27 protein-coding genes are annotated in these 24,960 nt (G+C 72.1%); 19 read left to right on the forward strand and 8 right to left on the reverse strand.

All coding sequences use genetic code 11. The features are described 5' to 3' along the window. Nucleotides 1–138: 138 nt before the first annotated feature. Entirely contained in the window at nucleotides 139–1,065 is a 927-nt protein-coding gene (mshD, locus tag B6R96_RS19355) for a mycothiol synthase (RefSeq protein ID WP_081523054.1), read from the reverse strand. Nucleotides 1,066–1,235: 170 nt separating this feature from the next. Here mshD and B6R96_RS19360 point away from each other — a divergent pair, with 170 nt between their 5' ends. Further along, nucleotides 1,236–3,053, forward strand: coding sequence for a bifunctional metallophosphatase/5'-nucleotidase (locus tag B6R96_RS19360; protein WP_081523055.1), 1,818 nt, complete (start codon nucleotides 1,236–1,238; stop codon nucleotides 3,051–3,053). 71 nt (nucleotides 3,054–3,124) lie between these two features. On the opposite strand, the gene B6R96_RS19365 is transcribed toward B6R96_RS19360, so the two are convergent. Beyond that, nucleotides 3,125–3,904: an alpha/beta fold hydrolase gene (locus B6R96_RS19365; RefSeq protein ID WP_081523056.1), complete on the reverse strand. Its 780-nt coding sequence runs from the start codon at nucleotides 3,902–3,904 to the stop codon at nucleotides 3,125–3,127. 122 nt (nucleotides 3,905–4,026) lie between these two features. On the opposite strand from B6R96_RS19365, the gene B6R96_RS19370 reads away from it, so the two are divergent. Continuing rightward, a complete protein-coding gene (locus tag B6R96_RS19370; protein WP_081523057.1) occupies nucleotides 4,027–4,596 on the forward strand; it encodes a TetR/AcrR family transcriptional regulator in 570 nt (189 codons plus the stop codon). A gap of 87 nt (nucleotides 4,597–4,683) precedes the next feature. Beyond that, on the forward strand, nucleotides 4,684–5,592 hold the full coding sequence (locus B6R96_RS19375; RefSeq protein WP_443070017.1) for a phosphatidylinositol-specific phospholipase C: 909 nt from the start codon (nucleotides 4,684–4,686) through the stop codon (nucleotides 5,590–5,592). Here the strand turns inward: B6R96_RS19375 and B6R96_RS19380 are convergent. From B6R96_RS19380 to B6R96_RS19390, 3 genes are all read right to left on the reverse strand, one after another. Then, entirely contained in the window at nucleotides 5,572–7,014 is a 1,443-nt protein-coding gene (locus B6R96_RS19380; RefSeq protein ID WP_030387252.1) for a HAMP domain-containing sensor histidine kinase, read from the reverse strand. The two genes, B6R96_RS19375 and B6R96_RS19380, sit on opposite strands and share 21 nt — an antisense overlap. Next, on the reverse strand, nucleotides 7,011–7,748 hold the full coding sequence (locus tag B6R96_RS19385; protein WP_030387253.1) for a response regulator transcription factor: 738 nt from the start codon (nucleotides 7,746–7,748) through the stop codon (nucleotides 7,011–7,013). The genes B6R96_RS19380 and B6R96_RS19385 overlap by 4 nt, the downstream gene beginning before the upstream one ends. 95 nt (nucleotides 7,749–7,843) lie before the next feature. Then, nucleotides 7,844–9,124: a S1C family serine protease gene (locus B6R96_RS19390; RefSeq protein WP_081523058.1), complete on the reverse strand. Its 1,281-nt coding sequence runs from the start codon at nucleotides 9,122–9,124 to the stop codon at nucleotides 7,844–7,846. 141 nt (nucleotides 9,125–9,265) lie between these two features. Between B6R96_RS19390 and B6R96_RS19395 the strand changes: the two genes are divergently transcribed. Further along, complete coding sequence (locus B6R96_RS19395; RefSeq protein ID WP_081525160.1) at nucleotides 9,266–10,324, forward strand: DNA polymerase III subunit beta family protein; 1,059 nt, start codon at nucleotides 9,266–9,268, stop codon at nucleotides 10,322–10,324. 60 nt (nucleotides 10,325–10,384) lie between these two features. Here B6R96_RS19395 and B6R96_RS19400 read toward each other — a convergent pair whose 3' ends face one another. Next, a complete protein-coding gene (locus B6R96_RS19400; protein WP_030387256.1) occupies nucleotides 10,385–11,407 on the reverse strand; it encodes a LacI family DNA-binding transcriptional regulator in 1,023 nt (340 codons plus the stop codon). Nucleotides 11,408–11,431: 24 nt separating this feature from the next. Next, a complete protein-coding gene (locus B6R96_RS19405; RefSeq protein WP_081523059.1) occupies nucleotides 11,432–12,259 on the reverse strand; it encodes a winged helix-turn-helix transcriptional regulator in 828 nt (275 codons plus the stop codon). A 461-nt stretch (nucleotides 12,260–12,720) separates the two neighbouring features. On the opposite strand from B6R96_RS19405, the gene B6R96_RS19410 reads away from it, so the two are divergent. The 13 genes from B6R96_RS19410 (at nucleotide 12,721) to ygfZ (ending at nucleotide 22,514) form a co-directional block, all read left to right on the forward strand. After that, nucleotides 12,721–12,975 carry a MoaD/ThiS family protein gene (locus tag B6R96_RS19410; RefSeq protein ID WP_030387258.1) on the forward strand — a complete coding sequence of 85 codons (255 nt, stop codon included), beginning with the start codon at nucleotides 12,721–12,723 and terminating at the stop codon, nucleotides 12,973–12,975. Between the two features lie 10 nt (nucleotides 12,976–12,985). Continuing rightward, a complete protein-coding gene (locus tag B6R96_RS19415; protein ID WP_081523060.1) occupies nucleotides 12,986–14,530 on the forward strand; it encodes a hypothetical protein in 1,545 nt (514 codons plus the stop codon). Nucleotides 14,531–14,593: 63 nt separating this feature from the next. After that, on the forward strand, nucleotides 14,594–15,310 hold the full coding sequence (locus B6R96_RS19420; RefSeq protein ID WP_030387260.1) for an LmeA family phospholipid-binding protein: 717 nt from the start codon (nucleotides 14,594–14,596) through the stop codon (nucleotides 15,308–15,310). A gap of 161 nt (nucleotides 15,311–15,471) precedes the next feature. Next, a complete protein-coding gene (locus B6R96_RS39005; protein WP_350206375.1) occupies nucleotides 15,472–15,555 on the forward strand; it encodes a putative leader peptide in 84 nt (27 codons plus the stop codon). A 176-nt stretch (nucleotides 15,556–15,731) separates the two neighbouring features. Next, nucleotides 15,732–16,577 carry a sulfurtransferase gene (locus tag B6R96_RS19430; protein ID WP_081523061.1) on the forward strand — a complete coding sequence of 282 codons (846 nt, stop codon included), beginning with the start codon at nucleotides 15,732–15,734 and terminating at the stop codon, nucleotides 16,575–16,577. Nucleotides 16,578–16,644: 67 nt separating this feature from the next. Further along, complete coding sequence (locus B6R96_RS19435; protein ID WP_030011783.1) at nucleotides 16,645–16,935, forward strand: DUF1416 domain-containing protein; 291 nt, start codon at nucleotides 16,645–16,647, stop codon at nucleotides 16,933–16,935. Nucleotides 16,936–17,067: 132 nt separating this feature from the next. Continuing rightward, nucleotides 17,068–17,331: a DUF3099 domain-containing protein gene (locus tag B6R96_RS19440; protein WP_030387262.1), complete on the forward strand. Its 264-nt coding sequence runs from the start codon at nucleotides 17,068–17,070 to the stop codon at nucleotides 17,329–17,331. A 112-nt stretch (nucleotides 17,332–17,443) separates the two neighbouring features. Next, complete coding sequence (locus B6R96_RS19445) at nucleotides 17,444–18,235, forward strand: hypothetical protein (protein ID WP_237291458.1); 792 nt, start codon at nucleotides 17,444–17,446, stop codon at nucleotides 18,233–18,235. Beyond that, the gene (locus B6R96_RS19450) at nucleotides 18,232–19,167 is read left to right on the forward strand and encodes a hypothetical protein (RefSeq protein WP_237291459.1); all 936 of its coding nucleotides are present in this window, start codon (nucleotides 18,232–18,234) and stop codon (nucleotides 19,165–19,167) included. Before B6R96_RS19445 ends, B6R96_RS19450 begins: the two co-directional genes overlap by 4 nt. Next, a complete protein-coding gene (locus B6R96_RS19455) occupies nucleotides 19,164–20,144 on the forward strand; it encodes a hypothetical protein (RefSeq protein ID WP_081523063.1) in 981 nt (326 codons plus the stop codon). Before B6R96_RS19450 ends, B6R96_RS19455 begins: the two co-directional genes overlap by 4 nt. A 282-nt stretch (nucleotides 20,145–20,426) precedes the next feature. Then, a complete protein-coding gene (locus B6R96_RS19460) occupies nucleotides 20,427–20,999 on the forward strand; it encodes an FABP family protein (RefSeq protein ID WP_030659031.1) in 573 nt (190 codons plus the stop codon). 69 nt (nucleotides 21,000–21,068) lie between these two features. Beyond that, nucleotides 21,069–21,524 (forward strand): Fur family transcriptional regulator, encoded by a 456-nt coding sequence (locus B6R96_RS19465; protein WP_234431810.1) that lies wholly within the window; start codon nucleotides 21,069–21,071, stop codon nucleotides 21,522–21,524. A gap of 21 nt (nucleotides 21,525–21,545) precedes the next feature. Further along, nucleotides 21,546–22,514, forward strand: coding sequence for a CAF17-like 4Fe-4S cluster assembly/insertion protein YgfZ (ygfZ, locus tag B6R96_RS19470; RefSeq protein WP_030387268.1), 969 nt, complete (start codon nucleotides 21,546–21,548; stop codon nucleotides 22,512–22,514). Nucleotides 22,515–22,519: 5 nt separating this feature from the next. Here ygfZ and dtd read toward each other — a convergent pair whose 3' ends face one another. Continuing rightward, entirely contained in the window at nucleotides 22,520–22,945 is a 426-nt protein-coding gene (dtd, locus tag B6R96_RS19475) for a D-aminoacyl-tRNA deacylase (RefSeq protein WP_030387269.1), read from the reverse strand. 136 nt (nucleotides 22,946–23,081) lie between these two features. On the opposite strand from dtd, the gene B6R96_RS19480 reads away from it, so the two are divergent. Together B6R96_RS19480 and B6R96_RS19485 are read left to right on the forward strand one after the other, a co-directional pair. Further along, nucleotides 23,082–23,657 (forward strand): RsiG family protein, encoded by a 576-nt coding sequence (locus B6R96_RS19480; RefSeq protein WP_030387270.1) that lies wholly within the window; start codon nucleotides 23,082–23,084, stop codon nucleotides 23,655–23,657. Between the two features lie 46 nt (nucleotides 23,658–23,703). Further along, a complete protein-coding gene (locus tag B6R96_RS19485) occupies nucleotides 23,704–24,948 on the forward strand; it encodes a GNAT family N-acetyltransferase (RefSeq protein ID WP_081523064.1) in 1,245 nt (414 codons plus the stop codon). Nucleotides 24,949–24,960 lie beyond the last annotated feature (12 nt).

The raw sequence follows: 24,960 nt of genomic DNA on the forward strand, positions 1-24,960 counted from the left end.
CCCCGGCGTGCGCGGGTGCGGCGCCGTGGCGGGAGCGCCGCCCCCGGGCCCCCGCCGGGCTCCGCCCGGACCCCGCGCCTCAAAGGCCGGCGGGGCTGGAAGATCGGGGCTCCGCCCCGGATCCCGCTGAGTAGTGCGTCAGCTTTCCGTGCGGTACATCAGGTCGACCTCGTGGGTGGTGAAGCCGAGGCCCTCGTATACGGAGAGGGCCGCCGGGTTGTCCGCGTCCACGTAGAGCATCGCCGTCGGGAGGCCCTGGGCCGCCAGGTGGCGCAGGCCGATCGCCGTGAGGGCCTTGCCGAGGCCGCCGCCCTGGGCGCCCGGGCGGACGCCGACCACGTAGACCTCGCCCAGCCGCTCCGCCGCGTGCACCTTCGTCCAGTGGAAGCCGACGAGCTCCCCGTCGCGCTCCGCGAGGAAGAACCCCTTGGGGTCGAACCACGGCTGCGCGATCCGGTCCTCGAGGTCGCGCCGGGTCAGCGAGCCCTGCTCGGGGTGGTGGGCGAAGGCGGCCGCGTTCGCCGCGAGCCAGGCGGCGTTGTCGGCGCCGGGCACGAAGGTCCGTACGCTCACGCCGGGCGGGAGCACCGGCTCCGGCAGCGGGGCGCCGTCGGTCAGCGGCCGGCGCAGCTGGCGGAGCTCGCGGAAGAGGGTCAGGCCCAGGACCTGCGCGAGGTGCCGGGCGGCCGACTTGCCGCCGTGGGCCCATACCCGCAGCCGCTTGCCGGAGGCGGCCAGCAGGGCCGTGCCCATCGCCCGCCCGTGACCGCGTCCGCGCAGGGCCGGGTGGACGACGAGCTCGGCGGCCGGGGCCTCCACCGGGTCGGTGTCCTCCAGTTGGCCATAGGCGGAGAGCCGGCCGTCCTCGGTGAGCAGGAAGTGCCGGATCCCCTCGCGCGGTCCGCCGCGCAGCTGGAGCCGTCCCTGTTCGGACACGGCGGTGGTGCCGTCCGTGCGTGCCGCGTCCTCGATGAGGTCGAGTACGGCGCTCGCCTGTTCCTCCGTCAGCTCGTCGAGAGTCTGAATCTGCCGTCCCGGCTCCAGGGCCGCTGCTGCGTCAGTCATGGCACGAGCCTACGACCGCCGTGGCGGAGGGGCGGAGTGCGGGCGCGTGGTCGGTGCTTCTTCTGCACGTAACCAACGCGATACCCGTTACCCCCTGGTAGAGCTACGCGCGTTGACCATAGGCTTCGGCGGACCTCCCATGTCTTACCGCTGTCACATAAGGGGACTAAATGTCAGCGACGCCACAACGGCACCGCCGAACCCGCCGGTTGACCCTCGCCGCTCTCGCCGTCACGGCCGGGGCCGGCGCGATGGTCGCGGCCGCACTTCCGGCCGGTGCCGCGAGTGGTGGCGGTGCGGCCAAGAGCCGGACCGTCGATGTGCAGATGCTGTCGTTCAACGACTTCCACGGCACGCTGGAGCCCCCGCAGGGCTCCTCCGGCACCGTGACCGAGCGTCAGGCCGACGGCACCACCAAGGCCATACCCGCGGGCGGTGTCGAGTACCTGGCGACCAGCCTGCGCGAGGCCCGCAAGGGTCACGAGTACTCCGTCACGGCCGCGGCCGGCGACATGATCGGCGGCAGCCCGATGCTGTCCGGGCTCTTCCACGACGAGCCGAGCATCGAGGCGCTGAACAAGCTGGGCCTGGACGTGTCCAGCGTCGGCAACCACGAGTTCGACGAGGGCAAGACCGAGCTGCGCCGCATGGCGTACGGCGGCTGCCACCCGGTCGAGGGTTGCTTCGAGTTCGGCAAGGACTTCACGGGCGCCCAGTTCCAGTACCTGGCGGCCAATGTCACGGACGAGAAGACCAAGCGTCCGATGATGTCGCCGACGTACGTCTGGAAGAAGGGGGACGTGAAGATCGGCTTCATCGGCGTCACCCTGGAGGGCACTCCGGACGTCGTGACCGCCGAGGGCGTCAAGGGCCTCAAGTTCGGCGACGAGATCGAGACGATCAACAAGTACGCCGCCGAGCTGAACAAGCAGGGCGTGAAGTCGATCGTGGCGCTGATCCACGAGGGCGGCCTGCCCGCCAACGGCGCGTACAACTACGACTGCAACGTCCCGGGCGCCGGCGCCGGCATCTCGGGCGCGATCGTGGACATCGCCAAGAACGTGGACGCCAAGGTCGACGCGCTGGTCACCGGTCACACGCACCAGGCCTACGCCTGCAACATCCCCGACCCCGCGGGCAACCCGCGTACGGTGACCTCGGCCGCCTCCATCGGCCGCCTGTTCACCGACACCACCCTCACCTACGACCGGCAGACCAAGGACATCGTCCGTACGCCGGTCGCCTCGCCCAAGCCGGTCAACAAGGTCGTCACCCGGGACCAGCCCAAGGCTGCGGACATGACCGAGCTGATCCAGCGCTGGAACGAGCTGGCGGCCCCGATCGCCAACCGCCCGCAGGGCTTCATCTCGGCCGACATCCCGGGCCGCGGCTCCGAGGCGCCCGAGAAGCCGCTCGGCGACCTGATCGCCGACGCGCAGCTCGAGGCGCTCTCCCCGGCGGACAAGGGCGGCGCGCAGCTGGCCATCATGAACCCGGGCGGCATCCGTTCGGACCTCGCCTACAAGGCCTCGGGCAGCGAGGGCGACGGTGTGGTGACCTACGGCGAGTCCTTCACGGTCCAGCCGTTCACCAACATGATGAACATCGTGGACCTGACCGGCGCGCAGCTCGTCACGGCGCTCCAGCAGCAGGTCAGCGGACCGGTCAACGGGGTGAACCCGAAGATCCTCCAGGTGTCGAAGGGCTTCACGTACACCCTGGACCTGACGAAGGCGGGCGCCGACCGCATCGTCGTCGACTCGGTGAAGCTGAACGGTGCGCCCATCGACCCCGCCAAGACCTACCGGGTCGCGATGAACGAGTTCCTCGCGGGCGGCGGTGACGGCTTCACCGTCCTGAAGGAGCACAAGAACAAGCTCGTGGGCGCGTCCGACCTGGACTGCTTCAACGCCTACCTGACGAAGAACTCCTCGGAGTCCTCCCCGATCGCCCCGCCGGCGGCGAACCGGATCACCGTCATCAAGTAACACGCACGTGCGGTACCCCTGGAGGGGCGGCGGGCCATCGGCCCGCCGCCCCTTCGGCGTTCCGGCCGGGGTCAGAGGGACGAGAGGAACTGCGCGACCGCCCGGTGGACTCCGTCCGGGTCGGTGAAGGGGACGAAGTGGTCCCCGTCCAGGAGTGCGTACGACGTTCCCGGGCGCCGGTCGACCATCGCCTCGGCGGTGGCCCGCGGGAGGGCGTGGCTGCGGGTGGCGTTGATCACCAGCGCCGGGCAGTCGCTCGCGAGCCAGGTGTCCCAGTGGTCGCCGCGGCACTCCTCGACGGAGTCGAGCATGTCCTGCGGGTGGAAGGGCATCCGCCAGCCGGTCCCGCCGGGCAGCGGGCGCAGTCCGGGGGCGACGAGTTCGGCGGCCGCGCCGGCGGCGTCGATGAGCTCCTCCCGGGTCGGCGCGGTGTAGGGGAGGCCGCGCAGGAAGCCGAACCAGTCCGACTCGGCGGGGTGGACCTCCACGCCGGCGTCGATGTTGACCAGGGCCGAGACGCGGCCGGGGTGGGCGGCGGCCAGGTGGTAGGCGTTGAGTCCGCCGAGGGAGTAGCCGAGGACGGCGACGGGGGAGTCGAGGCCGAGGTGGTCGAGCAGGGCGACGGCGTCGCGTACGTATCCCTCGCGGCGGTAGTCGGGAGCCCGGTCGGAGTCGCCGTGGCCGCGCTGGTCGGGGGCGATGACCCGCCACTGGCCGCGCAGGGCCTCGGCGAGGCCGGTGAAGGCGGCGCCCTCGGACATGCCGCCGTGCAGGGCGAGGAGCGGGCGGCCGGCGCCGCCGAAGTCGAGGTAGGAGAGGGTCCGGTCGTCGGTCTTCAGCTCGTGGCGCATGGTTCTTGCCTCCCGTTGGCCCGCGGATCTTCCGTCGGATGAAGCCTGGCAGCAGTTGGGCAAGTGCGCAATACGTTTGTCTTGCGCATTTGCGCAAAAGAGGGCGCGGCTACCATCCCCGCATGGGAAATCGCGAGGACCTGCTGGCCGGAGCCCGGCGCTGCCTGGAGGAGAAGGGCTATCTGCGCACGACCGTGCGCGACATCGCCACGGCCTCGGGGGTGAGCATGGCCGCGATCGGCTACCACTTCGGGTCCCGGGAGGCCCTCCTCAACCAGGCCCTGTTCGCCGCCATGGAGGAGTGGGCCGCGGGGTCCGGCCGCCTCACCGGTGAGGGCGAGACCGCGGGGGAGCGCTACGCCGACACCTGGGACCGCAAGATCCGCGACTTCGGCGAGACGCGCTGGCTCTGGCTGGCCTCCGTCGAGGCCTTCGTCCACGCGCAGTCCTCGCCCGAGCTGCTCGCGATCCTCGCCGAGGGGCAGCGCCGCAACCGGCGGATGGTGGCCGCGGCCCTGCGCGGGGTGCCGCAGGAGGAGGTCTCCGAGGCGGACGTACGGGCCCTCGGCTCGATGCACATCGCGCTGCTCAGCGGGGTGATGGTGCAGACCCTGACCGATCCGGAGCAGGCGCCCGACGGTCGCGAGCTCCTCCGGGGGCTGCGCTCCATGGTCGAGTTGCTCGAAAGCTGACCGCTACCGACAGGTAGCAAAGGTGACGTGCGCACGCCATAATCCGGCCATCACCGGGTCGGCAAAGGGGCGGGCATGGGCATCGGCATGGGCACGGGCACGAGGACCGGCACGGGCACCAGAACCGGCACGGGCATGGACCGGCGGGCGTTCCTGGTCGGAGCACTGGCCGCGGGCGCGGCCCTCGGACTGGGAGCCGCACCCGCCTCCGCCGCGGCGCTCGGCACCCAGGACTGGATGGCTGGCCTCGGCGACACCACCGCCCTCCAGCGGATGACCATCCCCGGCACCCACGACTCCGGCGCCACCAAGGGCGGCCTCTACGTCGCCTGCCAGAACACCTCGATCGCCCAGCAGCTCGACTCCGGAATCCGCTTCCTCGACGTCCGCTGCCGGGTCACGGGCGGCTCCTTCGCCATCCACCACGCGGCCTTCTTCCAGGACCTGATGTTCGGGGACGTCCTCGTCGCCTGCGCGAACTTCCTCGCCGCCCACCCCTCCGAGACCGTCCTGATGCGCCTCAAGCAGGAGTACTCCGGGGAGAGCGACGCCACCTTCCGCGCCGTCTTCGACGACTACCTGGACCACCGCGGCTGGCGTCCCCTGTTCCGCATCGCCGACACCCTGCCCGCCCTCGGCCAGGCCCGCGGCAAGGTGGTCCTGCTCGCCGACAACGGCGGCCTGCCGGGCCTGCGCTACGGCGACGGCAACGTCTTCGACATCCAGGACGACTACAACACCGAGCCCTTCGCCAAGCGGGGCCGGATCGAGAACCACTTCCGCAAGGCCGTCCAGCAGCCCGGCAAGCTCTTCGTGAACTACGTCAGCACCGCGGCGTACATGCCGCCGCGCTGGAACTCCGACCGGCTCAATCCGCAGGTGCACGGCTTCGTCGACGGCGGGGAGATGGCCGGCCGGACCGGGCTCGGCATCACCGTGATGGACTTCCCGAACACCCGCTCCGGCCTGGTCACCTCACTGATCCGGCACAACTGACGGATCGGAGGGCGGCGGCATCGGCGCCCCCGGGATGCGGAGCACCGCCTCCGTGCCCGCCCCGCCGTCGCCCGCCGCCCGCAGTTCGGCGCTGCCGCCCGCGCGCGCCACCGTACGGGCCACGATCGACAGGCCCAGTCCGCTGCCGGGCAGCGCGCGGGCCGACTGGGAGCGCCAGAACCGCTCGAAGACGTGCGGCAGCTCCTCGGCCGGAATGCCCGGGCCGTGGTCCCGTACGGTCAGCTCGCCCGCCCGCAGCGTCACCGCGACCGTGCCGCCCGGCGGGCTGAACTTCACCGCGTTGTCCAGGACGTTGACCACGGCCCGCTCCAGCGCCGCGGCCTCGCCCCGTACGTACCAGGGCCGCAGGTCCGAATCGAAGCGGAGCTCCGGACCGCGCAGGCGGGCCCGGGACAGCGCGGACCCGGTGATCTCGTGCAGGGCGACCACCTGGAGCGGGCTCCCCGCTCCCGCGTCCGGCCGGGACAGCTCCTGGAGGTCGCCGATCAGCGAGGCCAGTTCCGTCATCTGCGCCTTGACCGAGGCCAGCAGCTCGCGCCGGTCGTCGGGCGGGATGGCCCGGCCCGTCTCCTCGCTGCGCGCGAGCAGCTCGATGTTGGTGCGCAGTGAGGTCAGCGGGGTGCGCAGCTCGTGGCCGGCGTCCGCGATCAGCTGGGCCTGCCGGTCCTGGGAGGAGGCGAGGGCCGCCGTCATCGAGTTGAAGGACCGCGACAGGCGGGCGATCTCGTCGTCGCCCTCGTCGGGGATCCGCACGGTCAGGTCCTCGGTCCGGGCGATGTGCTCGACGGCGTCGGTCAGTTCGTCGACCGGCTTCAGTCCCGTACGGGCCACCCACAGGCCGGCCGCGCCCGCACCGGCGATGCCGAGGGCGGAGACCAGCAGCAGCACCCAGGCCAGGGTGGACAGCGGCTTGTCGACGTCGGCCAGCGGCCGGGCCACCGACACCGCGAAGATCGGCCCGCCGGGCCGGGTCTGCGCGGCGAAGGTGTAGACGCGCATCGCCACGCCGTTGTCGGTCGTCGCGTCGTGCAGGACCTTGGGCTTCCTGCCCGCCGCGACCTCCTTGTCCGCGTCGGTGACCGGCAGGTCGGTCTGCCCGCTCACCCAGCAGTGGCTGCCGTCCGCGGTGACGATCTGGACCGTCGCGTTCAGCTTCTCGGCGATGTCCTGCTGGACCTGCGCCGCGGGACGCGGCGGACAGCCCTGGCTCAGCCGGTCCAGGACCTGCGCCGTCGGGTTGGTGGACATCAGGGACTGGTTCAGCTGGTTGCCGAGCTGGGCGCGCACCATCACCCAGGACACCCCCGACACCGTGGCCACGGCCAGCGCCACCGCCACCGCCACCAGCAGGGCGAGGCGGGAGCGCAGCGGCAGTGCGCGGAATCTGGCCGTCGGGCTCACTCGGGCCCGCTCTCGCCGGCCCGCAGGGCGTAGCCGACCCCGCGCACGGTGTGGACCAGGCGCGGCTCGCCGCCCGCCTCGGTCTTGCGGCGCAGGTACATCACGTACACGTCCAGGGAGTTGGAGCTGGGCTCGAAGTCGAAGCCCCACACGGTCTTGAGGATCTGCTCGCGGGTCAGGACCTGGCGCGGGTGCGCCAGGAACATCTCCAGCAGGGTGAACTCGGTGCGCGTCAGCTCCACCGGCCGCCCGGCCCGGGTGACCTCGCGGGTCGCGAGGTCCATGCGCAGGTCGCCGAAGGTCAGGGCGTCCTCGCGGGTCTCGGCGCCGGCGCCGGCCTGCGCGGCCGCGTAGGAGCTGCGGCGCAGCAGGGCGCGGACGCGGGCGAACAGCTCGTCGAGTTCGAACGGCTTGACGAGGTAGTCGTCGGCGCCCGCGTCGAGTCCGGTGACGCGGTCGCCGACGGTGTCCCGTGCGGTGAGCATCAGGATCGGTGTGACGCTGCCGCCGGCCCGCAGCCGGCGGGCGGCCGTCAGCCCGTCCATCCGGGGCATCTGGATGTCCAGGACGATCAGGTCGGGGGCGTACGAGGCCGCCCGGTCGAGGGCGTCGATCCCGTCGACGGCGGTCTGTACGGCGTACCCCTCGAAGGCGAGACTGCGGCGCAGGGCCTCGCGTACGGCCGGCTCGTCGTCCACGACGAGGATCCGCGCTTCGCCTTCGGCGGGGTTCATGGATGGGTCTCCCAGGGGTGGTGGTCGGCCGCGGGTGCGGCACGGGACGGCGCATCCAGCCTCGCACGGGCGGACGGACGGGCCGAAGAGGCGGCCTAGAAGATCGTGCCGAAGCCGTTCGCGGCGCCCCCGGTGCCGGTGCCGGTTCCTGTGTCGGAGGAGCCCGCCCCGCCCGGGCCGCCCTTGCGCAGGGAGTCCAGGTCGGCCTTGATCGTGTCGACCGGGATGGCGAAGCCGAGGCCGACGCTGCCGGCCGCGGAGTTGCCGGTCGCGGGGGAGTAGATCGCGGAGGGCATGCCCACGATCTCGCCGTTCATGTTGACCAGGGCGCCGCCGGAGTTGCCGGGGTTGAGGGAGGCGTCCGTCTGGAGGGCCTTGTACGAGGTGGTGTCGGAGCCGGGGTCCCCGTTGAACTGGCGGCCGCCGAAGGAGAACGGCCAGCTGTCCTCGCCCTGCTGCCGGTTCTGCGGGGACTGCTGCTCCGACTTCGGCACCTTCACCTCGCGGTTCAGGGCGGAGACGATGCCGCTGGTGACGGTGCCGGTGAGGCCGTCGGGGGAGCCGATGGCGACGACCTGGTCGCCGACCTTGACGCCGCCGGAGTTGCCGAGCGAGGCGGGCTTGAGCCCGGACGCGCCCTGGAGCTTGATCAGGGCGAGGTCCTTGTCGGGGTCGGTGCCGACGATCTTGGCGGCGTACTTCTTGCCGTCGCTCATCGTCACCTGGATCTCGGAGGCGCCGCTCACCACGTGGTTGTTGGTGACGATCTCGCCGCCGGCGGTGATGACGATGCCGGACCCGGTGCCCTGACCGGATCCGGTGCGGACGTCGATGCGGACGACCGAGGGGCTGACCTGCTCGGCGACGCCGGCGACCGTGCCGCTGCTGGACTGCGAGACGGTGGTGCCGTTGACCCCGCCGGAGGTGCCGGCCTGCCGCTCCATCAGCTGCTGGACGGCGGCCGCGGTGCCCCCGCCGACCAGGGCCGCGGCGAGCGCGACGGCGGCCAGCAGGGCGACGGGCCGCTTGGCCCGGGGTGCGGGGGAGGCGGCGTGGGCACCGTGGCGCGGGCCGCCGTCATCCGCGCCGCCGCCGTCCGCTCCGCCGTCGGCTCCGCCGTCGGCCGTAGGCGGCACGGTCTCGCCCCGGATGACCGGCGGCCGGTGCGCCTCGTGCCAGCCGGGCGCGGTGGGCGCGGTGGGCGGGTACGGGGGCGGCGGCGGGTAGGCCGCGGCCGGGGTCGGGGCCGCTGCCCCGACCCCGGTCTCGTGCGCCAGCCGGTCCCGTCCGCGCTGCCAGTCCTCGCCGAACGGCGCGTGCTGGGCCGGGCTGTTCTCCTGCGGGTACTCGCCTTCGCGGCGGAAGCTCTCGGTCATGACTATGACTCTGTCCACCGATCATGAGAGCTTCCTGAGTCAGGGCTGAGAAGCCCGACAGAACCGCGTATGACCGATATAAGGACCGGCCTTGACCCTCGACCTGGTGGAGGTCCCAGAGTCACGGGTGTGGAGAGCGAGATGCACAGCATTGGCGAGATGGGCCGGGACAGCGGGCTGGGCGTGAGCGCGCTGCGGTTCTACGACCGCGCCGGCGTCCTGATGCCGGCCCGGGTGGATCCGGTGACCGGGTACCGCTGGTACGCGCCCGAACAGCTCGACGAGGCCCGGCTGCTGGCCCGGCTCCGGCAGGCGGGGATGCCGCTCGCGGACATCCGGCTCGTCCTGGCGGGCTGGGCCGGGGCGGACACCGGGGACACCGCTCTGGTGCCCCGGCTGCTGGACGGCCACCTGCGGCGCCTCGAACGCGAACTCGCCGATGCGCGCGGGGCGCTCTCCACGGTTCGCGCGCTACTGGGACACAAGGAGAGCACCATGACGACGACCGCCACCCCGACCCCCACCGCCCGGCTGACCGTGCCCGCCGCGGAGTTCGCGGCCGCACTGGACTCCGTACGGTTCGCCGTCGGCAACGATCCCGAGCTGTCGATGCTCGGCGGGATCCACTTCGACGTGGACGGGGCGGACCTGCACCTCGTGGCCACCGACCGCTACCGGATGGCCGTGGCGTGCGCGTCCACGGGCGGCCACGGCGGCGAACGGGTCCGGCTGACCGTGCCCGCTCCGCTCGTGGACGCCATGCGGGCCCTGCTGGCCGACGGCGGCGAGGCCGTCATCACCGTCGACGGGGACGCGGTCGAACTGGAGACGCAGGGCCGCCGGGTCGCCGGGCAGGGCTTCGGCGAGGAGTTCCCCGACCACCGCCGTCTGACGAGGCTCCCCGAGGGGCGCCGCATCCCCCTGGACGTACCGGCCCTCCGGCATGCCCTCGCCGGGCAGGACGGCGAGCGGTGCGCGCTCGTCCTGACGGACACCGTGACCGTCGCCGCCGCCGACGCGGTGGACTTCGACGCCGCGGGCGACCGGGTCGGGGTCAATCCCGCCTTCCTCCTCGAAGCGCTCGCCGCCGGGGAGGAGATGCTGCTGGAGTACGTCGGCCCCAGGGCCCCGCTCGTCCTGCTGCGGCCGGACACCGAGGACGCCTTCTCCCTGCTGATGCCCTGCACGCTCGACGCCTGACCCGCCTGACCCGCCTGACCGGCCCGACTGCCTACGCGCCCGACCCCGGCGGGTCCGGGGTCAGCGGCAGCCGCAGGAGCGGCGGATCACCAGCGCCGACGGGAACTGCTTGAGCCGTTCCCGTCGGGAGCCGGCCACGCGCAGGCCGTCGTCCAGGACCAGGTCCACCGCCGCCCGGGCCATCGCCGGGCGGTCCGAGGCGATCGTGGTCAGCGGCGGATCCGTGAGGGCGGCTTCCTTGACGTCGTCGAAGCCCGCGACGGCCAGTTCCCCGGGCACGTCGATGCGCAGCTCGCGCGCGGCCCGCAGCACACCGATCGCCTGGTCGTCCGTGGCACAGAAGATGGCCGTCGGGCGGTCGGGCCGCGCCAGGACCTCCAGCGCGACCTTGTACGCGTCGTAGCGGTTGTACGGGGCCTCGATGAGCCGGCCCTCGACCGAGCGGCCGGACTCCTGCATGGCTCGCCGCCAGCCCTCGACGTGGTCGGCGACCGGGTCGCCGACGGAGGGCGTGTTCTCGACGCCGCCGATGCAGGCCACGTACTCGTGCCCGTGCTCCAGCAGGTGGCGGGTGGCGAGCTGGGCGCCGCCGATGTCGTCCGTGACGACGGCGACGTCGTCGATCGCCTCCGGGCGCTCGTGCAGCAGCACGACCCGCGCGTCCCAGGCCTCGATCTCGCTGGCGGCCTGCTCGCTCATGCCCTGGCTGACCAGGATCAGGCCGGAGACCCGCATGCCGAGGAAGGCCCGCAGGTAGTGCACCTCGCGCTCGGTGCGGTAGTCGGAATTGCCGACGAGCACCATTTTCCCGCGCTCGGCGGCGGCCTGTTCGACCGCGTGCGCCATCTCCGCGAAGAACGGCTGCCGGGCATCCGGAACGATCATGCCTATGAGGTCGGTGCGCCGCGAGGCCATCGCCTGGGCGACCCGGTCCGGGCGGTAGCCCAGATCCTTGATCGCGGCGAGGACACGCTCGCGCGTGGCCGGGGCGACCGGCCGGGGTCCGTTGTTGATGACGTAGCTCACGACGGCGGTAGACGTACCCGCAAGTCGTGCCACGTCATCCCGCGTCACCTTGGCCACGCGCGGCAGTCTACGCGGGGTGACCTACCTCTGGGCAGGCCGTCCGGCCGAGTGGATGCTCACAGGCTCCTCGGCCGATCGGGTGACGGCCGGCGCCGTCCGATCGGCAGGCTGCGCGGCGGCCGACGCGGCGGCCTTGGCGGCCGCCTGGGCCGCGGCCTCCGCTGCTGCCCGCTCGACCTTCTCCGGCGTGACGAAGCGGTAGCCGACGTTGCGGACCGTGCCGATCAGCGACTCGTGCTCGGGGCCGAGCTTGGCGCGCAGCCGCCGTACGTGCACGTCGACCGTCCGGGTGCCGCCGAAGTAGTCGTAGCCCCAGACCTCCTGGAGCAGCTGGGCGCGCGTGAAGACCCGGCCCGGGTGCTGGGCCAGGTATTTGAGCAGCTCGAACTCCTTGAAGGTGAGGTCGAGCACCCGCCCCTTGAGCTTGGCGGAGTACGTCGCCTCGTCCACCGACAGGTCGCCGTTGCGGATCTCCATCGGGGAGTCGTCCGAGCCGAGCTGCTGACGGCCGGTGGCCAGCCGCAGCCGCGCCTCGACCTCGGCGGGGCCGGCGGTGTCCAGCAGGACGTCGTCGATGCCCCAGTCGGCGGTGACGGCCGCCAGGCCGCCCTCGGTGACCACGAGCATCAGCGGACAGCCGGGTCCCGTGGAGCGGAGCAGCTGGCACAGCGACCGCACCTGCGGCAGGTCGCGGCGGCCGTCCACGAGGATGACATCGGCTCCCGGGGTGTCCACCAGGGCGGGGCCCTCGGCCGGCGCCACCCGGACGTTGTGCAGCAGCAGACCGAGGGCGGGCAGCACCTCGGTGGACGGCTGCAGGGCGTTGGTGAGCAGCAGGAGTGAGCTCACGACCGACCACCTGCCCGGGTCGGACGGTGGTGCACGGTTCGCTGGTCCATCACGTCGGTTCCTCCTCGGTCCCGTCGAGGACGTGCGCGGTACTGCTTCGTACGGCTTGCCCGGTCTCCCTGCGGTCCCCGCGCCCTGGGGCCCGCATGGATACCACTGTTCTCGGTTCGTTCAACGCGCTGAAAGCACAAAAGGACCCGGGGGCAACGTTGCCCGGATCCTCTCGCCAAGCAGAATAGCCCACCCGTCGATGCGTGGCCGAGGCTTCTTCCTCTTCCGCTTCTGTGGTTCATGCCACGCTCCTGCCCTGCGTATGCCCTGGTTTCACCGGATCGGGGGCCCGCCGAGCGGTACCGCGGGGTCACCCGGGCGCACACCCGGCGCGTCGGGGCACGCCGGGCCCGGCGGTGGGAGGGGCCATCATGGAGGCCGACGGTAGAGAGCCGACGATAGGAGCTGCAGTGGCAACCGGAACCATCCGCTACTGGGCGGCGGCCAAGGCCGCGGCCAAGACGGCGGAGGAGCCGTACTCGGCGGGGACACTCGCCGAGGCGCTCGACGCCGTGCGGGAGCGCCACCCCGGGGAGCTGACCCGGGTCCTGCTGCGCTGCTCCTTCCTCGTGAACGACGAACCTGTGGGCAAGCGCCCGCACGATTCCGTCCCGCTGACCGAGGGGGGCACCGTCGAGGTGCTCCCGCCGTTCGCGGGCGGGTGAGCGGGAGCCGATGAGCACGCCTGAGGAACAGCAGCGACAGCAGTACGCCCAGCAGCAGCAGCAGCAAGAGCAAGAGCAGCAGGATCCGTACGGGACCCAGACCTGGCAGTCCGACACCTGGGACACCAGCTACCAGCCGGTGCATCCGCCGCTGGGCGCGGTGCCCGGGCAGCCGGTGGCTCCGGAGGGCTGGTTCCGCGACGAGGCGCCGGCCGCCCAGCCCCAGCCCCAGCCCCAGGCCCAGGCCCAGGCCCAGGCCCCCGCGCCCGCTCCGGCTCCGTGGCAGGACTATGCGCCGGAGCCGGTGCAGGAGGCGTACCCGCAGCAGCCGGTGGCTCCGGAGCACTGGTTCCGCGACGAGGCCCCGGCCGCCCAGACGCCCGCGCCCGCTCCGGCTCCGTGGCAGGACTATGCGCCGGAGCCGGTGCAGGAGGCGTACCCGCAGCAGCCGGTGGCTCCCGAGGGCTGGTTCCGCGACGAGGCCCCGGCCGCCCAGGCCCAGCCCCAGGCCCCGGCGCCCGCCCCGGTCCAGGACTGGCCGCAGGGCGCCGAGACGGCCTACCTGCCGCCCTACCCGGGCCCCGACGCCGTTTCCGAGCAGCAGCAGCAGCAGTCGCCGCCGGTCGAGCAGACCGCGTACCTGCCGCCGGTGGTCGTGGAGGAGCTGTCCGCCGCCGAGCGGACCGCCTACCTCCCGCCCCTGACGGGCGCCGCCCCGGGCGAGGACCCGGCCGGGGCCGGCGAGCCCCAGGAGATCACCTCCTGGTCCCCGCCCACCCTCGCCGGCAACACCCTGCGCGCCGTCGACCCGGCCCAGGCCCGCGCCGAGGGCCGGTCGCCGATCATCGACCCCGGCCCGCAGTCCGCCATACTGACCGCCGCCCTCGGGCTGCTGCTCGCCGCGGCCGCCGCCCTCGGGCAGTACGCCCTGCTCCTGCCGCTGATCGCCCTCCAGGGCCTCACCGCGGCCGGCTGGTTCCGCCTCAACGGCATGTGGCCGGCCCGCCAGGGCATCGCCCTTGCCTTCGCCGGAGCCGTGGCCGCCGACGCGGCCGTGCTCGCGGTGGGCTCCCCGTACGGCCCCGGCGCGATCGTCGGCACCCTCGGTGCCTGGGTGCTGCTCACGCTCGTCCTCCAGCTGCGCAGCCACGCCGACCCCGACGAGCGGATGTACGGGCTGATGGCCTCGGTGGCCTCGGCCGCCCTCGCGATCATCTGCGCGGGCTACCTCGCGGCCGACTCCGCCGCCGCCACGGTCGGCGCCGCGGCCGTCGCGGTCGCCGTCTTCGCCCGTGCGCTGCCGCTGCCCACCGTCCCCTCGGTCGGCGTCTCGCTGGCCGCGGCCGCCGGTGCCGGCATCGCCGTCGGCGGGCTGACCGCGGTCGGGGTGGGCGGGGCCCTGATCGGCCTCGCCGCCGGGGTGTGCGCCCTGGTCGGACTGCGCGTGGCCGCGTACGACTACCCGTCGAAGTTCGTGCACATGACGGCCGGCGTGGCGCTGCCGCTCGCGGTGGCCGCGCCCGCCGTGTACCTGATCGGGCGGGTGGTGGGCTGATCCCTGCCCGACACGGGGCATGGTCAACTAGAACGCACGTACTGACTAGTAGGGGGAGGGAACGTGCGTTTCCTGCGCGTCGTTGTGATCATCGGAGTGGTACTGGGAGCCCTGTTCGTGGGCGTGGACCGGTGGGCGTCCGGATACGTCGAGAACCGGCTGGCCGATCGCATACAGGCGCGGCAGGGCCTGGCCGGTTCCTCCGAGGTGGAGATCGACGGGTTCCCCTTCCTCACCCAGCTGATGGGCCACGAGCTCGACCGGGTCGACCTGAAGCTGCGGGGCGTGGAGGTCGCCGCCGAGGGCCGCAAGACGCGGCTCTCGGAGCTGGACGCGAGCTTCCGCACCGTGAAGCTGAACGGTGACTACAGCGGCGGCACCGCGGCCCGGGCCGAGGGCAGCGCGCTCATCACGTACGCCGACCTGACGGCGGCCTCGCAGACCGGCGCGACCCTCTCCTACGGCGGGGCGCCCGGCAAGGTGAAGGTCACCGCAACGGTGGAGGCGTTCGGAAAGACGCTGACGCACAGCGTGGTGTCGACCGTCACCCTCCAGGACGCGCCGGGCGGCAAGGGCGGCAAGATCGTCCGCGTGCGCGCCGACGAGGTGCCCAGCGGAGGCGTCGCCGCGGTCGAGAGGGTGATCCGCTGGAAGACCGACTTCGACCGCAATCTCGACAGCGGCATGCCGGCCGGACTGCACCTCTCGGCCCTGACCTCGGACGAGGCCGGTGTGCACCTCACGCTGGGCGGCTCGAACGTGGTGGTGGCCGGATCGTGAGACGGTGCGGTCCGATCCGCAGAAGGACGGGCCGCACGAAGGGTCCCGGGGGCGGCGCGGCGGCCGTCCGGGGCGCTCACATCCCAGAATCCGGACGATCCTGTCTCGACATATGACACACCGGTGACAGGGCGGCCGATTCGTCCCTACGATCCATGGCTATGAAGCATCAGCAGGCGGACCTCACGAAGCGACGGGCAGTAGACCTGTGTCGCGTCGCCGCCATGCTCTGTCGATCCATGTGAACTGTGAGCGCATCCGCTCCATCGACCGGACGACGGCCCCACGGCCTTTCCCGCGTGACCGCACCAGCCTCCTGATTCCCTGACGCCTCCCCGCGCAGGATCTCGAGCGCACCCGCAGGCACGCAGCACGCGTCACCCGCACAGCCCCGCCGCACACTGCCCCGGAGGAGAACACCATGAGCCGCAGCGACGTCCTCGTAGACGCCGACTGGGTCGAGGCCCACCTGAACGACGCCAACGTCGTGATCGTCGAGGTGGACGAGGACACGTCCGCGTACGACAAGAACCACATCACCAACGCCGTCCGGATCGACTGGAAGTCCGACCTCCAGGACCCGGTCCGCCGCGACTTCGTGGACCAGGAGGGCTTCGAGAAGCTCCTCTCCGCCAAGGGCATCTCCAACGACGACACCGTCGTCCTCTACGGCGGCAACAACAACTGGTTCGCGTCCTACGCCTACTGGTACTTCAAGCTCTACGGCCACCAGGACGTGAAGCTCCTCGACGGCGGCCGCAAGAAGTGGGAGCTCGACTCCCGCGACCTGGTCGACGGCAAGGACGTCCCGAACCGCCCGGCCACCGCGTACAAGGCCAAGGCACAGGACACCTCCATCCGCGCCTTCCGCGACGACGTCGTGGCCGCGATCGGCTCCCTGAACCTGGTCGACGTCCGTTCGCCCGACGAGTTCTCCGGCAAGCTGCTCGCCCCGGCGCACCTTCCGCAGGAGCAGTCGCAGCGCCCCGGCCACGTGCCGAGCGCCCGCAACATCCCGTGGTCGAAGAACGCCAACGACGACGGCACCTTCAAGTCGGACGACGAGCTGACCGCCCTCTACGAGGCGGAGCAGGTCGACCTGGCGAAGGACACCATCGCCTACTGCCGCATCGGTGAGCGCTCCGCGCTCACGTGGTTCGTGCTCCACGAGCTCCTGGGCCAGGAGAACGTCAAGAACTACGACGGTTCGTGGACCGAGTACGGCTCGCTGGTCGGCGTGCCGATCGAGCTCGGCCCCAACAAGTAGCACCAGACCGACGACCGGGCACGCGACGCCCTTCGTAGTACGACCTCTCCAGGACAGGACAGAGAACATGTGTGGAGCACAGATCGGCGGGCCCGACCTCGCGACGCTGAAGCCCGGTGAGACCGCCATCCAGGGCCAGATCACCAAGGACGGCGAGCCGGTGTCCGGCTACGTCCGCCTGCTGGACTCGACCGGCGAGTTCACCGCCGAGGTCCCGACCTCGGCCACCGGCCAGTTCCGCTTCTACGCCGCCACCGGCTCCTGGACGCTGCGGGCGCTCGTCCCGGGTGCCCAGGCGGACCGTGCCGTCGTGGTCGCCGAGGCCGGCGGCGTGACGGACGTGGCGATCGCGGTCTGAGCACCGCACATGTGATCGCCTGATCGATCGGCCGAAGGGCCGCACCCCCGGGGGTTGGACGCCACTGGAACGGGGTGCGGCCCTTCGTGCCGTCCGCCTTGTGTTCGTGCTCGCCCGCTCTACGCTGGAGGCATGTACGCCCGGCGCCGACGCGCCTATTTCTGGCTGATGGGCGGATGCCTGGTCCTCTTCGTCTCCGCCTGGGCCGTCGTGCGCCTGTGGTCGGTCGAGGCCGCGGTGGCCATGTGCGTGGTCGCCATGGTCATCCCGCCGGTCGCCGCGATGATCGCCAACCGGCGCGGCCCGGACGACCGCTGGTGGGACGACCCTTCGGGCGACCCGAAGTCCGATGAGTGGTGGGACGAACTGGACGGAAAGCGGCGTCACGAGGACTGAAACCTCACGAGACGAGAACGTGATCTACGTTCGTACAACTGCTCCCGTCCGGTGCGGGTCATGGGGTACGCGCGGGTAATCAACCTGCGCTCCAGGCTTGTGGGGGACCCCTTTGGAACACGAACAGACCATCCCTGAGCAGCGGAAAGGGGATGAGAGTGCACCGGAGCCGGACACTTCGGCCCCGCGCCGCCGCAAGGGCCGCACGACCCTCCTGATCGCGGGCGCGGCCGCACTCGGCGTCCTCGCCGGAACGATCACCGGCTACGCGGTCCAGTACCACCGCGAGCCCACCCCGCTGCCGCCGCTGGCCCAGCAGAAGATGGCCGCGCCGAAGCCGCAGGCGATGAGCGACGCCACGACCCGGCGCTCGATCAACGCCAACCGCTGGCACAAGGCGGACGAGGAACTGGCCAAGAAGCTGCTGGACGTTCCGGGCGGAGCGAAGAGTGACTTCTCGGGCGCCCTCTCCGTGGACCTGTTCGCCGCCGGGTACTACAAGGACGCCTCCGGCGGTCTCGGCGGACTCATCACCGACCGGATCCGGAGCATCGCCTCCGCGGACTGGAGCGAGTCCGACCGCAACTTCGTCGAGATCAACCTGCTCCAGTTCAGCGACCGCAACGAGGCCGAGGACTTCCAGCTGGGCATCGAGCACTACATGCCCACCAAGGAGTACGCGGGCAACGCGGGCAAGGAGGTGCCGGGTGTTCCCGAGGAGTTCGGCCACATGTGGGTCGACTCGGACGCGAGCGTGAAGCCCGGCTACCACCCCCTCCGCGCAGGCCGTGCCGTCGTCCGCCGCGGCGACATCGTGGTGAGCATCCAGTACACGAACAACCGCGGTGAGGTCGACGAGAGCGTCCTGGCCGACCTGGCCAAGCGACAGATGGAGCGGCTGTGAGCGAGCAGCAGAACGTGACCGGCGCGGAGGCCGGGGCCCAGGTCGAGGACGCGGCCGCGGCCGCGGCTGCAACGGAGACCGGGACTGGGGCCCCCGCCCCGGCCCCCGCCCCGGCCGAGGCTGCGGGTGACGTCGCGCCCCTTCCCGAGCCGGAGCAGCAGGCCGCTGCCGGGCTCGCGCGCAAGGTGAACCGCAAGGTGGTCACCCTGGTGGCGGCGGCCGTGGGCGTCGTCGTCCTCGTGGGCGCCGGCGTCGGGGCGGCGGCCGCGCTCGCCGGAGCCGACCGGACCTCGCCGACGCGGTACTGGCTGGCCGCGGACCACACGACCAGTGGTACGCAGGCCCCGGTGCCGTCCGTGCCCCCGAACGCGCTCACCGGCAAGCTGCTGCCGATGCCCAAGGACTACTGGCCCGGCCCCGACATCGACAAGGAGGGCAACTTCTACTCCCTCTCGGGCGAGCGGGCGCTGGAGAGCTTCAAGGACGCCCGCAAGGGCCTGTCCAGCAGCGAGCGCACCGAACGGGACAAGGTGCTCGCCGACCTGAAGCTCAAGGGCCTGGCCGGGCGCAGCTACTCGCGCAAGGACGGCGTCGGCGGCGGTGTCGTCGCCGAGATCCAGCTCGTCCAGGCCGACCCCGCGCAGCTCGCGAAGTTCGGTGAGTTCGCCGGGAAGCTGATCGCGCTCACCGGTTCCGGCGGCGAGGCGCCGAAGGTGGAGGGTCACCCGCAGGCCAAGTGCTCGGTGAACCCCATCGTCATCGAGAAGAAGGACAAGAAGAACAAGATCGACGCCCTCGACTGCCTGGCCGTTGAAGGAGACGTCATGGTGAATTTCCGGATGTACGGGAGCGAGGGATTCGTGGTGAAGGACGCCGCGGGCCTCTTCAAGCAGCAACTCGACCACCTCAAGTCCCCCGGAGAGTCCGCGTGAGCGAGCAGACCACCACCGCGGCCACCGAGCCCGAGCCGGTGCCCGCGGCGACGCCCGAGCCCACTGCGCAGGCATCAGGGACCGCCGGCGAGACGGCTGCCGGGACCGTTGCCGACGCGGGCGACGGGATCGTCGAGGCCCCCGCCCCCGCCCCCGCCCCCGCGGCCGTGCCGGCCCCGCCCAAGGACCGGCGCAAGCTGTTCGCCGCCCTGCGCTGGACCGCCGCCGTCGCCGTCTTCGCCGCCGTCGGCACGGGGGTCGCGTACGGGATCACGGTGCCCGAGCGCACCGACATCCCCGGCCTGTCCACCGAGGGCGACGGGCGCTGGACGTTCCCGGCGCTGTCCCAGCCGGCCCTGCCTGCGGGTGCCCCCCTGCCCCAGGGCCCGGACAACAAGGACGGGACGCACTACGCGCCCCTCGGCGGTCTGCTGCTGCCCGCTCCCGTGGGCGCCAAGGCCGACGACGCCGTCAAGGCGGACAAGGACGGGGCGGTGTCGGTCGACACCTTCCTGGAGGAGTACACGCCCGACACCCGCGAGAAGCTGAAGCGGTCCCTCGAATGGGACGGGCTGCGACAGATCGCCGGCCGGGGCTGGACGACGCCGGACGGCACGCGCACGCACGTCTACCTGCTGCGCTTCCACTCCTCGGGCTTCGTGGACGCGTTCAAGGGCTGCGACAGCAACATGCAGCTGAACGGGGTCTCGGCCCTCGACCTGGACGACGTGTGGAGCAAGGCCAAGGGCACCCAGATGAACAGCACCACGCTGGACTTCCCGGGGGCGGCCAATTTCGACGGCACCGAGCTCAGCGTGTACCAAGAGCTGAAGCCCCTCCTCGGCGACGAGCAGACCAAGATCGGGTGCCTCCGGACGGGTGACGTCCTCGGCATGGTCATCCAGACCCGCAAGGGCGAGGTGGCCCCCGTTCCCTTCCACCAGAGCGTGATTCTGCAGAGCCAGCTGCTGAGCTGACCGACGGGCGGGCGGTACGGGCCGACGGGGGTACGGGCCACCTCGCAGAGTGCGCCCGGCCCCGGGCCAGTACGCTTGGGAACCGGCCCGTACCCCCCGAACGAATTCCGAGGAGCACCCCGTGCTTGAGGCAGTCTTCACCTCCCTGCTGGTCCTGGTCTGCGTCGGCGTCATGGCCTTCACCGGCCTGGCCGTCAAGAAGCTGTACCAGGGTCAGCGCTGAGCGTCCGCCCAGCAGACCGCCCCGGAACCCCTCCCAACAGATCGCCTGAGCAGCCATTCATGATCCAGATCCCGTCCGACCTGAACCCGGGCCTCGTCCCCCTCGCCTTCCTCCTCGGCAACTGGGAGGGTGCGGGAGTCTTCGACTTCCCCGGTGAGGAGAAGTGCAACTTCGGCCAGGAGGTCGTCTTCAGCCACGACGGCCGGGACTTCCTGGAGTACACCTCCCACACCTGGGTCCTCGACGCCGAGGGCAACAAGGTGCGCCCGCTGGAGTCCGAGTCGGGCTACTGGCGCATCGACAAGGACCGCAAGGTCGAGATCGTCATGGTCCGCGACCAGGGCGTCGTCGAGGTCTGGTACGGCGAGCTCGCCGACCAGAAGCCGCAGATCGACCTGGTCACCGACGCGGTCGCCCGTACCGCGGCCTCCGGCCCGTACAGCGGCGGCAAGCGGCTCTACGGCTACGTGAAGAGCGACCTCATGTGGGTCGGCGAGAAGGCCACGCCGGACGTCGAGCTGCGTCCGTACATGTCGGCCCAGCTCAAGAAGGTCGTCACGCCGGAGGAGGTCGCCGAGATGGCGCGCAACCTCCCGGACATGCCGGACGACGGCATCGCCTTCTTCCGCTGAGTCCACAGCCTGTGCGAAAGGGGACCGCGGGATCGCCCGCGGTCCCCTTCGCGCGCATACACTGACCGGGTGGGGAGCAGCGTGGACACCGAAAGCTCTGACTGGAAGAGCGACCTGCGGCAGCGCGGATACCGGCTGACACCGCAGCGCCAGCTCGTGCTCGAAGCGGTCGACGCCCTGGAGCACGCCACCCCGGACGAGATCCTCGTCGAGGTCCGCAAGACCGCCTCCGGGGTCAACATCTCCACCGTCTACCGCACGCTGGAGCTCCTGGAGGAGCTCAAACTGGTCTCGCACGCCCACCTCGGGCACGGGGCCCCCACCTACCACCTCGCCGACCGGCACCACCACATCCACCTGGTCTGCCGCGACTGCGCCGAGGTCATCGAGGCGGACGTGGACGTGGCCGCCGAGTTCACGGCGAAGCTGCGCACCGACTTCGGCTTCGAGACCGACATGAAGCACTTCGCGATCTTCGGCCTGTGCCGCGAGTGCGCCGCCAAGCAGCGTGCCGCTCAGCCGTAGCAGGGTCGTACGCTTGGTCCCATGACCAGCAGCCCCTTGCTCCATCTCCCCGGCGCCGTACCGGCCGAAGGCCGTGACGAGGGCGTCGCCGCCCACTACGGCGAGCTGTACGGCGAACAGCGCTCCCTCGCGGAGGGCCGTGGTTTCGTCGACCTCTCCCACCGCGGGGTCGTCACCGTCAGCGGGCCGGAACGCCTGAGCTGGCTGCACCTGCTGCTCACCCAGCACCTCACCGAGCTGCCGGCCGGGCAGGCCACCGAGGCGCTGATCCTCTCCGCCAACGGCCACATCGAGCACGCGCTCTACCTCGTCGACGACGGCGAGACCACGTGGGCGCACGTGGAACCGGGCACCCAGGGCGAGCTGATCGCCTACCTGGAGTCCATGAAGTTCTTCTACCGCGTCGAAGTCGCCGACCGCACCGAGGAGTTCGCGGTCGTCCACCTGCCGGCCGGCTCCATCGCCGAGGTCGCCAAGGAGCACGTCGTACGGGAGACCGCGTACGGCCGGGACGTCTTCCTGCCCCGCGCCGAGCTGGAGTCCTTCGCCGCCGCGCACGGCCCGGCCGCCGGACTCCTCGCCCACGAGGCGCTGCGCGTCGAGGCGCACCGGCCGCGGCTGGGCCTGGAGACCGACCACCGGACGATCCCGCACGAGCTGGGGTGGATCGGCACGGCCGTGCACCTCCAGAAGGGCTGCTACCGGGGCCAGGAGACGGTCGCCCGCGTCCACAACCTGGGCAAGCCGCCGCGCCGCCTGGTCTTCCTGCACCTGGACGGTTCGGAGGTGCTGCTCCCGGCGCACGGCACCCCGCTGCGGCTCGCCGCGGACGGGGAGGAGGGCCGCCAGCTGGGCTTCGTGACCACCGCCGTCCGCCACCACGAGCTGGGACCGATCGCGCTCGCCCTGGTCAAGCGGAACGTTCCGGTGGACGCGCCGCTGCTGGCCGGGTCGACGGCCGCCGCGCAGGAGGTCGTCGTAGCCCCGTAGGGCGTCTAGACGTCGATGACGATGGTGAACGGGCCGTGGTTGGTCAGCGAGACCCGCATGTCCGCGCCGAACCGGCCCGTCGCCACCGTCGCGCCCAGCGCGCGCAGCTGCGCCACGACCTCGTCGACCAGCGGCTCGGCGACCGGGCCGGGCGCCGCCGCGTTCCAGGTGGGGCGGCGGCCCTTGCGGGCGTCGCCGTAGAGCGTGAACTGGGAGATCACCAGCAGCGGTGCGCCGTTGTCGCTGCAGGACTTCTCGCCCTCCAGGATCCGCACGGACCACAGCTTGCGCGCCAGCACCGCCGCCTTCTCCGGGGTGTCGTCGTGGGTCACCCCCACCAGCACGCACAACCCCTCGCCGACGATCTCGCCCACGGTCGCGCCGTCCACGACGACGCTCGCGCCGTCCACCCTCTGCACCACTGCTCGCATACCACCTGTGTACCAGGCTTGCACCCGTCCGGGGCCGATCGGGTGGAGTGGGACTGCACCTGGGCCACGGAGAGTGGCACGATGCAAGCAGGCGGTGCGGGTGCGCCGCACCGGTCGAGGGGACGGACCCGTTCGTATGAATACTTCTGGTACCTCCGTACCTGCATCACCCGCCTCCGTCGCAGCTGCCGCGGTACGACCGCCCGCGCAGCGCACGGCCGAGACGCAGGGGCAGCCGACCCCGGCCACCGCGCTCGGACTGCCGGAGCTGCGCGCGCTGCGCCGCGACGCGCAGCGGGACGAGGCCGATCTGAGCTATGTGCGCAGACTGCTCCAGGGCCGCATCGACATCCTGCGGGCCGAGCTGGCCCGGCGGACGGACCCCGAGACGCCGGTGGTGGACCGGCTCTCGGTGATCCTCGCCGACGCTCCCTCCAGCCGCAGCGCCTCCGCCCGGCACGTCACGCTGGGCACCCCGCACAGCGAGGAGTACCGGCTGCTGGCGGCGGAGATGCTGGCCGACGTGGAGCTCTCGGACCTGGGCGCCCGCACGGACGACGAGCTGCACGACGGGATGGGCCGGCTGGTGCGCTACGAGCAGCAGGTATCGCGGCGCCGCCAGCAGCTCCAGCGCACCGTGGACGACTGCAGCGCCGAGATCACCCGCCGGTACCGGGAGGGCGAGGCGCAGGTGGACGACCTGCTCGCGTAGGAAATTCGGGCGACCGGCGGCGGTCGGAAGATTAGCGTGGGCGGCTATGAGTGCTGACGTCCGGCCGATCGCCGAATCCGAACTCCCCGACTGGCTGCGCACGGTGCACACCGGTTTCCTGACCGCGAACCGCGTGAGCGACGCCGACATCGCGCAGCGGGCCAAGTACAGCGACTTCTCCCGGATGCTGGGAGCGTTCGACTCCGACAGCGGGCGCTGTGTGGCGGCCCTGCGCTCCTTCGCGCAGGAACTGACCGTGCCCGGTGGGGCGGCCGTCCGGGCCGGCGCCGTCTCCAACGTGGGCGTGCTGCCCACCCACCGCCGGCAGGGTCTGCTGACCCGGATGATGGCCGCCGAGTTCGCCGCGGCCGCGGCGCGCGGGGACGCGCTGGCCACGCTGATCGCCGCCGAGTACCCGATCTACGGGCGCTACGGCTTCGGGCCCGCCACCTCCCTCGTGGAGTGGGAGATCGACGTCCCGCGCACCGGGCTGGACCGGCGGCTGTCGGCGCCCGTGGACGGCGGGCGGATCGAGCTCGTGGACGTGGAGGAGCTGCGGCGGGTGGGGCCCGCCCTGCACGAGCGGCTGCGGGCGCTCACGCCCGGGGCCGTGAGCCGTGACGAGCGCTGGTGGAACCTCGCCACGGGCCTGGAGCAGTGGTCGTACCGCCCCTACAAGGACAAGTTCCACGCCGTGTACCGGACGGCGCAGGGGGAGGTGGCGGGCTTCGCCGTCTACACCGCCGACGACCAGTGGACGGACGCGAAGGTCCCGCTGAACACCGTGCGGGTCCTGGACCTGCTGGCGCTCACCCCGCAGGCGGAGCGGTCCCTGTGGCAGTTCCTGTGCTCCATCGACTGGGTGCAGAAGGTCCGCACCGGCTACCGGGCCCCCGACGACCTCTGCCCGCAGCTGCTGCCCGACCCGCGGTCGGCCCGGGTCGTCTCCGCGGCGGACTTCCTGTGGGTGCGGGTGCTGGACGTCGTACGGGCGCTCGGCGCGCGGACGTACGAGGTGCCCGGGGTGCTGGTCCTGGAGGTCGCCGACGCAACGGGTCCGGCGGCCGGCCGCTACCGGCTCGACGCGGGCGCCGGCACGTGCGAGCGGACCTCGCAGGCGGCGGACCTGCGGCTGGACGTGGCCACGCTGGGCTCCCTGTACCTGGGCGATGCCTCCGCGGTACGGCTGGCCGCGCTGGGCCGGGTGGGCGAGGAGCGGCCGGGGGCGGTGGCGCTCGCGGACGCGGTGTTCCGTACCGCGCGCCGCCCGTGGTGCCCGGACATCTTCTGATCCCGGATCCTT

It is taken from the genome of Streptomyces sp. Sge12, from assembly GCF_002080455.1.
Lineage (GTDB): Bacteria > Actinomycetota > Actinomycetes > Streptomycetales > Streptomycetaceae > Streptomyces.

Excerpts from the sequence above, each read along its gene's own strand:
- B6R96_RS39005 (WP_350206375.1), top strand. The coding sequence starts at position 15,472 with ATGAAGCATCAGCAGGCGGACCTCACGAAGCGACGGGCAGTAGACCTG.
- B6R96_RS19415 (WP_081523060.1), top strand. The coding sequence starts at position 12,986 with ATGAGCACGCCTGAGGAACAGCAGCGACAGCAGTACGCCCAGCAGCAG.
- B6R96_RS19365 (WP_081523056.1), bottom strand. The coding sequence starts at position 3,904 with ATGCGCCACGAGCTGAAGACCGACGACCGGACCCTCTCCTACCTCGAC.
- B6R96_RS19480 (WP_030387270.1), top strand. The coding sequence starts at position 23,082 with ATGAATACTTCTGGTACCTCCGTACCTGCATCACCCGCCTCCGTCGCA.
- B6R96_RS19485 (WP_081523064.1), top strand. The coding sequence starts at position 23,704 with ATGAGTGCTGACGTCCGGCCGATCGCCGAATCCGAACTCCCCGACTGG.
- dtd (WP_030387269.1), bottom strand. The coding sequence starts at position 22,945 with ATGCGAGCAGTGGTGCAGAGGGTGGACGGCGCGAGCGTCGTCGTGGAC.
- B6R96_RS19370 (WP_081523057.1), top strand. The coding sequence starts at position 4,027 with ATGGGAAATCGCGAGGACCTGCTGGCCGGAGCCCGGCGCTGCCTGGAG.
- B6R96_RS19390 (WP_081523058.1), bottom strand. The coding sequence starts at position 9,124 with ATGACCGAGAGCTTCCGCCGCGAAGGCGAGTACCCGCAGGAGAACAGC.
- mshD (WP_081523054.1), bottom strand. The coding sequence starts at position 1,065 with ATGACTGACGCAGCAGCGGCCCTGGAGCCGGGACGGCAGATTCAGACT.
- B6R96_RS19395 (WP_081525160.1), top strand. The coding sequence starts at position 9,266 with ATGCACAGCATTGGCGAGATGGGCCGGGACAGCGGGCTGGGCGTGAGC.
- B6R96_RS19430 (WP_081523061.1), top strand. The coding sequence starts at position 15,732 with ATGAGCCGCAGCGACGTCCTCGTAGACGCCGACTGGGTCGAGGCCCAC.
- B6R96_RS19385 (WP_030387253.1), bottom strand. The coding sequence starts at position 7,748 with ATGAACCCCGCCGAAGGCGAAGCGCGGATCCTCGTCGTGGACGACGAG.
- B6R96_RS19440 (WP_030387262.1), top strand. The coding sequence starts at position 17,068 with ATGTACGCCCGGCGCCGACGCGCCTATTTCTGGCTGATGGGCGGATGC.
- B6R96_RS19435 (WP_030011783.1), top strand. The coding sequence starts at position 16,645 with ATGTGTGGAGCACAGATCGGCGGGCCCGACCTCGCGACGCTGAAGCCC.
- B6R96_RS19360 (WP_081523055.1), top strand. The coding sequence starts at position 1,236 with ATGTCAGCGACGCCACAACGGCACCGCCGAACCCGCCGGTTGACCCTC.
- B6R96_RS19375 (WP_443070017.1), top strand. The coding sequence starts at position 4,684 with ATGGGCACGGGCACGAGGACCGGCACGGGCACCAGAACCGGCACGGGC.
- ygfZ (WP_030387268.1), top strand. The coding sequence starts at position 21,546 with ATGACCAGCAGCCCCTTGCTCCATCTCCCCGGCGCCGTACCGGCCGAA.
- B6R96_RS19460 (WP_030659031.1), top strand. The coding sequence starts at position 20,427 with ATGATCCAGATCCCGTCCGACCTGAACCCGGGCCTCGTCCCCCTCGCC.